The sequence below is a fragment of the Bacteroides sp. MSK.20.82 genome (assembly GCF_019052485.1).
GTDB classification, from domain to species: Bacteria; Bacteroidota; Bacteroidia; order Bacteroidales; family Bacteroidaceae; genus Bacteroides; species Bacteroides thetaiotaomicron.
The window spans coordinates 234178-241516 of record NZ_JAHQUN010000005.1 but is presented as its reverse complement, the minus strand read 5'-3'; the positions used below and the strand labels follow the sequence as shown (position 1 = coordinate 241516).

The window sequence follows — 7339 nt, the reverse complement described above, 5'->3', positions numbered from 1 at the left end:
CTTTTATTCATTTTAGTTGATACTTATAGTAGTCAACCAAATCCAGGGTAAGACATTGACCACACGATCTGATTGACTTAACCGTATCAACTGTTCCGATTCACCTGTTCTTTCAAGTAGCACTAAATCATCTATTGCTCAATAATACATCATTTATCAGGTATTAATACCTGATTTCTCAATTATTAATACCTGAGATGTCAATCGTTAATAGTTGACAAATCAACCATTAACATCCTACAAATCAAAAGATAGCATTGAACAAACACTTACTAACACGATTTGACAGAGTGAGAGCAACCGCTTGCTCTCATACTTGCCACCACGCCTGCTATCATAGCCAAAACTACGATGAATAAAGGGATACAAGCAAATTGTTAGAGCGTGAGAGCAAAACTGCTATTAAATCACTGTGGAGAAAATCCAGAATCAACCTATTCTCAACCATCCGACTTCTCTAGTTCCAATCGTAATTCTTTTAATGCCTTGATTTCCATAGTATTCTGAACATATATGCGTGTCAACACCAAACGAGTCATAACACGACTTGAACAAACATATTCATCATCTACGAACTCATCAATGAGGACATCAAGGAAACAGAGAGTACATTTAAGTTCATGTTTTGATAGTTTATCAATGCTTTCAATTTGTCCAAAGCTAGGCCAATTGTCTTTAAGAAAGGCAAGTTTGTCGGTGGAGTCCTGTAAATCAAGCTTCATCAGGCAGGGGTAGGAACAAGTAGGATCATCCATAATTTTCTGTTTTTTCATTTGTGTGTTCCCGTATGCCCCAAAGAAAAAAGGCGCGGAAACTATTACTACATTATCCTCTAGAAGGCTCTGGTAAGCCCGTGCTCGAATAATAAGTAATAGCTCCACGCCCATGAGGTATATAACAAATTTATATACAACAGAGACGTGGAGACCGGTTACTTATTATCTGCAAGCACAAAAATTTACCAGATTTTCTAGAGCAGATAATAAAAACGCTATCTCCAAAATAAAAAAGCGTAGCTCCTTTGCGGAGATACGCTACAAATATAGTTATATTTTCTGATATTGATACTTTGGTGTGTACTATTTCGCCATCTGATTCAGACGAAATACCGCCATATCGCTGTTTGTTCCGTTTCAATAATCAGATCGATAAACATATAACAAGTTAAGAAGAGAAAAGAGTTACAGAGTCTGAATAGTCTAATTTATTCTTTTAGTAATTCATCAACAGATTTGATGAACAATTCAGCTTGTGGAAACAACTCGTCAACCATCTCCTTATCACAAAACATAAAATCATCATAATCTCCACTATGTCTTTTCTCAAAAAGCGTAGTAAATGTTTTACCTATTCTTAGAGGAAGCTTTCCGGTAGATACAAAATGCAGTCCTAACATCGTTTTAACCCCATTGTGAGTTTGCGTTTGAATATTATTCTTTAGCAATAATGCTACCGTCGCATAATAGCATGCGTAATACATTCGGTTAATAGCAGCATTATAGAAAGTTTCCCGAATCATCACCTCCGCTTCCTTCATTGTATCATAAGCACGTTGCATTCTGTAGGCGATCAATGCTTTTCGGCTCTCTTCGTCTAAAATATCTTTCATAATACGATTCCTTCATTAGTGACATTAATATAAAAAGGTGTTTTGAACGGACGGTTTTCCCAAAGTTTTTTCAGCATAACCATCGGACTGATAGATATACCGGTTTTCAGTTCAAGTTCGTAAAGGGGTAAAGTAATCGCCTCTTCCTCTTTCAAAGTTATTTTCTCTCCATCAAGCAAGATGAGTAAATCAATATCACTGTCACTGCGTGCCTCATTCCTCGCTTGAGAACCATATAATATGGTCTTAGCGGTAGGAGCAACATGACGGATAATATCCTTGATTTGTTCGATCACTTCTGTTCGTCTCATAACTTCTTAATCTATTGATTATATGCAAATATACTCGATTCTTTTCAATTCTCAACACACCCAAGAACGCTTTTTATTATATTCTCACTATTTCGCCATCTGATTCAGACGAAATACCGCCATATCGCTATTTGTTCCTATTCTGAAAGGAGGCCCCCAAAGAGATAATCCGCTGGAAACATAGATATGTGATTGGCTCCATTTGCGATAGCCGTGACTCTGTTCATATATCCTGTCTGTTACCCAACTTATAGGCCATATCTGTCCATGATGCGTATGTCCGCTGAATTGCAGGTCTATTCCCAAAGAATCTGTTTTAGCCAGGTTGTAGGGTTGATGATCTAAAAGAATGATAGGTTTACTACGATCCGCTTGCTTTAATAAGGTAGGCAGGGAATGACGAGAACGGTTGGAACGGTCGTCACGTCCGATGATCTGCACACCGTTAGGCAATGTTACTACGGAATCACGCAATAGTTGTATGGGAGTATCTTTCAAGAAGCGGACGCTTTCATCAATACCGCTGATGTATTCATGATTGCCCGGAACCATATAAATGCCCAAGGGAGCTTTCAGCTGTGCCAGTTCTTCCGCCATATTCTCCTTATATAATGGGGTAAGACTATTATCTATCAAATCTCCACCGATAAGTATAAGGTCGGGATGCTGCGCATTTATCATATCTACATATTCTTTCAGCATGGCTTTTCCCGTGCCATACCCTAAATGGACGTCACTCACGGCTACGATATTGATTCCGTTACCTTCTATCGGCTTATCAAGGGAGACATCAATCTTATTGACCTGCGGATGACGGTAGTTATAATAACCGTACAGAAGCAGACAGCAAGTCGCTCCCAACGCATAATAGAAACCGTGATTCAGTGACGGCACAAATATCTTCGTCACATCCGCTATCAACAAAGCAAAAATCATGTACAGTGTAAACACCAGCCATACCGAACCGATGTGAAACATGGATTTCGACAGGATGACAGGCATATCTATATGACGGGTCAGCATAGCTATCACCAACGAGAAAGCTACCAGCCAATAGACGACAGACAACAGAATCTTCATAGCCAGCGAGAAGCCGGAAAGCATCTGTAATGTACGGATAAAGATATAAACATTACCACCTACATAGGCAAGCAGGAATATCAGGAAAAATATTCGCATAATCGTTATAAATTAAAATGGTTATCAAATATATTATCGCCCTTTTCCGTTGTCTGGTAGTGAGTGTCTGTATATCTTTGTGAGGAATAAAAAACAGGTATTATGTTACCGGATTTGTGTAAAGCATTCGACAAAACTTCTACCTATTGTTGACAGCTTGTTCCAATTGCCTCAAAGCCTTCTCCAGCGTAGCACGCGGACAGGCTACATTCAACCGCATAAACCCTTCACCTTCTTTGCCGAACGTCGTTCCTTCATTCAAAGCCAAGTGGGCATCTTCTACAAACAGGCGATTCAGTTCCTCCTGACTTAATCCCAGCTCACGACAATCCAAAAAGATAAGGTAGGATGCTTGCGGACGAATCATTCTGATGGCAGGAATCCGCTCTTTCAGATAACTTTCCGTGAAGTCAATATTTCCTTTGATATAGGCAATGACCTGATCCAGCCATTCAGTACCATGACTGTAGGCTGCCGCTACGCTGAGATAAGCGAATAAGTGTCCTTCGGAGAACTCGCTCGCTTCCATATATACCTGAAACTGATGACGAAGTTCGTCATTCTCAATAATTGCATACGAACTTGCCAGTCCGGGCATATTAAACGCTTTGCTCGGAGACATAAAGACAAGGGAGTTCATCCGTGCTTTCTCCGAAATCAAAGCAAAGGTGGGATGTTTGTAAGGAGGCAGGGTCAAGTCGGCATGAATCTCGTCAGAGATTACTAATGTACCGTTCTCATAGCAGATGTCGGCAATCTGCGACAGTTCTTCTTTGGTCCATACACGTCCGCCCGGATTATGAGGATTGCTCAGGATAAGCAGCTTGCATCCCTGCACATCTTTGCGGAAACGGTCGAAATCAATATGATATTGTCCGTCTTTCAATACCAGCGGACTGTACACCACTTCACGTTCGTTCTTCTGCGTCACGAGAAAGAAAGGATGGTAGACAGGAGGCATGACCATCACCTTGTCTCCTTTCTCCGTGAAACAATGGATGGCAAATGCCAGTCCGCGGACAATGCCGGGAGTAAACGTCAGCATATCCTCACGAATCTCCCAGCCATGCCGTTCTTTCAGCCAGTTGATAATGGATTCGGCCCATTCTTTGCAGGCAAATGTATAGCCCAGCACTTCGTGTTCCAGACGTTTCTTCAAGGCGTCGATTACAAAAGGAGCTGTGCGGAAATCCATATCAGCCACCCACATCGGAATCAAGTCATTACGCCCCCAACGGCGTTCTACGGCATCCCATTTTACGGAGTCCGTACCGTTACGGTTTATTATTTCATCAAAATTATAGTTCATACTGCATGAGGTTTTTATGTTATGTGAGACAAAAGTAGTACATTTGTACTCAATTCAAAAAGGAATTTATGACGAAAGCTTTATTTTTTGATATAGACGGAACGCTGGTTAGTTTCGAAACACACCGTATCCCGTCTTCTACCATTGAGGCATTGGAAGCCGCCCACGCAAAAGGGCTTAAAATATTTATCGCTACCGGACGCCCGAAAGCCATTATCAACAATCTTTCCGAATTGCAGGACCGGAACCTGATCGATGGATATATAACCATGAACGGAGCCTATTGTTTTGTCGGAGAAGAAGTAATTTACAAAAGTGCCATCCCGCAGGAAGAAGTAAAAGCAATGGCTGCTTTCTGCGAAAAGAAAGGAGTCCCCTGCATCTTCGTGGAGGAGCATAATATCTCTGTTTGCCAACCGAATGAGATGGTGAAGAAGATCTTTTATGACTTCCTGCATGTAAATGTCATCCCGACAGTTTCCTTTGAAGAAGCAAGCAATAAGGAAGTGATCCAGATGACTCCCTTCATCACGGAGGAAGAAGAAAAAGAAGTGCTTCCATCCATCCCGACTTGCGAAATAGGCCGCTGGTATCCGGCTTTTGCGGATGTCACAGCCAAAGGCGATACCAAACAGAAAGGCATCGATGAAATCATCCGGCACTTTGGCATCAAGCTGGAAGAAACGATGTCCTTCGGCGACGGAGGAAACGATATCAGCATGCTCCGCCACGCAGCTATCGGAGTCGCTATGGGGCAGGCCAAAGAGGATGTAAAAGCCGCAGCCGACTATGTGACAGCCCCCATTGATGAGGACGGCATCAGCAAGGCTATGAAACATTTCGGGATTATCTAATTCATTTATCCGGTCAGCACATCTGCTTATCCGTCACTAACTTTATGAGCGTAGACACTAATAACGCAGCTTTTCAGGACGCCCTGAATCTTATTCAGTATACCCGCCAGTCGGTTTTTCTGACCGGAAAAGCGGGTACAGGTAAATCTACATTCCTACGTTATGTCTGCGAACATACCAAGAAGAAACATGTCGTTCTCGCACCTACCGGCATCGCAGCCATCAACGCCGGAGGAAGTACGATGCACAGTTTCTTCAAACTCCCCTTCTATCCGTTACTGCCGGACGATCCGAATTTAAGTCTCCAGAGAGGACGCATTCACGAGTTCTTCAAGTACACCAAACCGCACCGGAAGTTACTGGAACAGATTGAACTGGTCATCATAGACGAAATCTCTATGGTACGGGCGGACCTCATTGATGCCATCGACCGCATCTTACGTGTATATTCGCATAACTTACGGGAACCTTTCGGCGGCAAACAGTTGTTATTGGTAGGCGATGTTTTCCAGCTGGAACCTGTCGTGAAGAATGACGAGAGGGAGATTCTGAACCGTGCCTATCCTACTCCATACTTCTTTTCGGCAAGAGTATTCAGCCAGATCGATCTGGTATCCATCGAACTCCAAAAAGTATACCGGCAGACTGATTCCGTCTTTGTCAGCGTTCTCGACCATATCCGTACCAACACCGCCGGAGCAGCCGACCTGCAACTGCTGAACACCCGATACGGAAGCCATATCGAAGAATCGGAAGCCGATATGTACATCACGCTTGCCACCCGAAGGGATACGGTTGACTCGATCAATGAGAAGAAACTGGCCGAGCTGGCAGGAGAACCGATCACCTTTGAAGGAAGCATTGAAGGGGATTTCCCCGAAAGCAGTCTGCCGACCTCACAGGAACTCGTTCTGAAACCGGGTGCTCAAATCATCTTTATCAAGAATGATTTCGACCGCCGGTGGGTAAACGGTACCATCGGAGTGATTGCCGGTATCGACGAGGAAGAAGAAACGATATACGTCATCACCGATGACGGCAAGGAATGCGATGTAAAACGGGAATCATGGCGTAACATCCGCTATCGCTACAACGAAAAGACGAAAGAGATTGAAGAGGAAGTACTAGGCAGCTTCACCCAATATCCCATCCGGCTGGCCTGGGCCATTACCGTCCACAAGAGTCAGGGGCTGACTTTCAGCAGAGTAGTGATTGACTTCACGGGAGGTGTATTTGCCGGCGGACAGGCGTATGTAGCACTCAGCCGTTGTACCTCACTGGATGGCATCCAGCTCAAAAAACCGATCAACCGGGCGGATATCTTTGTGCGTCCCGAAATCGTAAACTTTGCCGGACGGTTCAACGACCGGCAAGCCATCGACAAGGCTCTGAAACAGGCGCAGGCCGATGTTCAGTATGCCGCTGCCGCACGTGCTTTCGACAAAGGGGATATGGAGGAATGTCTGGAACAATTTTTCCGTGCCATTCACTCCCGTTATGATATAGAGAAACCTGTTCCTCGCCGATTAATCCGCCGGAAACTGGGGATTATCAATACCTTGCAGGAGCAGAACAAAAAGCTCAAAGAGCAAATGCGGGAACAGCAGGAACGTCTGCGGCAATATGCCCATGAATATCTGTTAATGGGAAATGAATGTATCACCCAAGCCCACGACGCCCGTGCCGCCATTGCCAATTATGACAAAGCGCTCAGCCTCGACCCTAATTATATAGACGCCTGGATACGAAAAGGAATCACCTTGTTCAACAGCAAAGAGTATTTTGATGCGGAAAACTGTTTCAATACCGCTGTCAGCCTTCATCCTGCAAACTTTAAAGCTGTGTACAACCGTGGAAAACTGCGTCTGAAAATCGATAATACAGAAGGGGCAATTGCAGACCTGGACAAGGCTACAAGTCTGAAACCCGAGCATGCCGGCGCACACGAGCTCTTCGGAGATGCCCTGTTAAGAGTGGGGAAAGAAGTGGAAGCCGCCATACAATGGAGAATTGCCGAAGAACTCAGAAAGAAAAAATCATAAATAAGTTGGTAGTGTATCAGAAGTCTTCTGATTGT

At 43.8% G+C, this 7339-nt stretch carries 7 protein-coding genes; 2 read left to right on the top strand and 5 right to left on the bottom strand.

Annotated elements, in window-relative coordinates:
* Positions 1–440: 440 nt before the first annotated feature.
* The 5 genes from KTR07_RS07940 to KTR07_RS07920 all read right to left on the bottom strand — a co-directional run bounded on the left by KTR07_RS07940 (position 441) and on the right by KTR07_RS07920 (position 4408).
* The gene (locus KTR07_RS07940; protein WP_032840597.1) at positions 441–755 is read right to left on the bottom strand and encodes a hypothetical protein; all 315 of its coding nucleotides are present in this window, start codon (positions 753–755) and stop codon (positions 441–443) included.
* Between the two features lie 449 nt (positions 756–1204).
* Positions 1205–1609 carry a HEPN domain-containing protein gene (locus KTR07_RS07935; RefSeq protein WP_008764356.1) on the bottom strand — a complete coding sequence of 135 codons (405 nt, stop codon included), beginning with the start codon at positions 1607–1609 and terminating at the stop codon, positions 1205–1207.
* A complete protein-coding gene (locus KTR07_RS07930; RefSeq protein WP_008764355.1) occupies positions 1606–1920 on the bottom strand; it encodes a nucleotidyltransferase family protein in 315 nt (104 codons plus the stop codon). Before KTR07_RS07930 ends, KTR07_RS07935 begins: the two co-directional genes overlap by 4 nt.
* Positions 1921–2007: 87 nt before the next feature.
* A complete protein-coding gene (locus KTR07_RS07925; protein ID WP_117981323.1) occupies positions 2008–3099 on the bottom strand; it encodes a metallophosphoesterase in 1092 nt (363 codons plus the stop codon).
* A gap of 139 nt (positions 3100–3238) precedes the next feature.
* Entirely contained in the window at positions 3239–4408 is a 1170-nt protein-coding gene (locus tag KTR07_RS07920; protein WP_055229645.1) for a MalY/PatB family protein, read from the bottom strand.
* Between the two features lie 68 nt (positions 4409–4476).
* On the opposite strand from KTR07_RS07920, the gene KTR07_RS07915 reads away from it, so the two are divergent.
* Together KTR07_RS07915 and KTR07_RS07910 are read left to right on the top strand one after the other, a co-directional pair.
* Positions 4477–5262: a Cof-type HAD-IIB family hydrolase gene (locus KTR07_RS07915; RefSeq protein ID WP_008764352.1), complete on the top strand. Its 786-nt coding sequence runs from the start codon at positions 4477–4479 to the stop codon at positions 5260–5262.
* Positions 5263–5306: 44 nt separating this feature from the next.
* On the top strand, positions 5307–7304 hold the full coding sequence (locus KTR07_RS07910; RefSeq protein ID WP_008761012.1) for an AAA family ATPase: 1998 nt from the start codon (positions 5307–5309) through the stop codon (positions 7302–7304).
* The last annotated feature ends 35 nt before the right edge of the window (positions 7305–7339 follow it).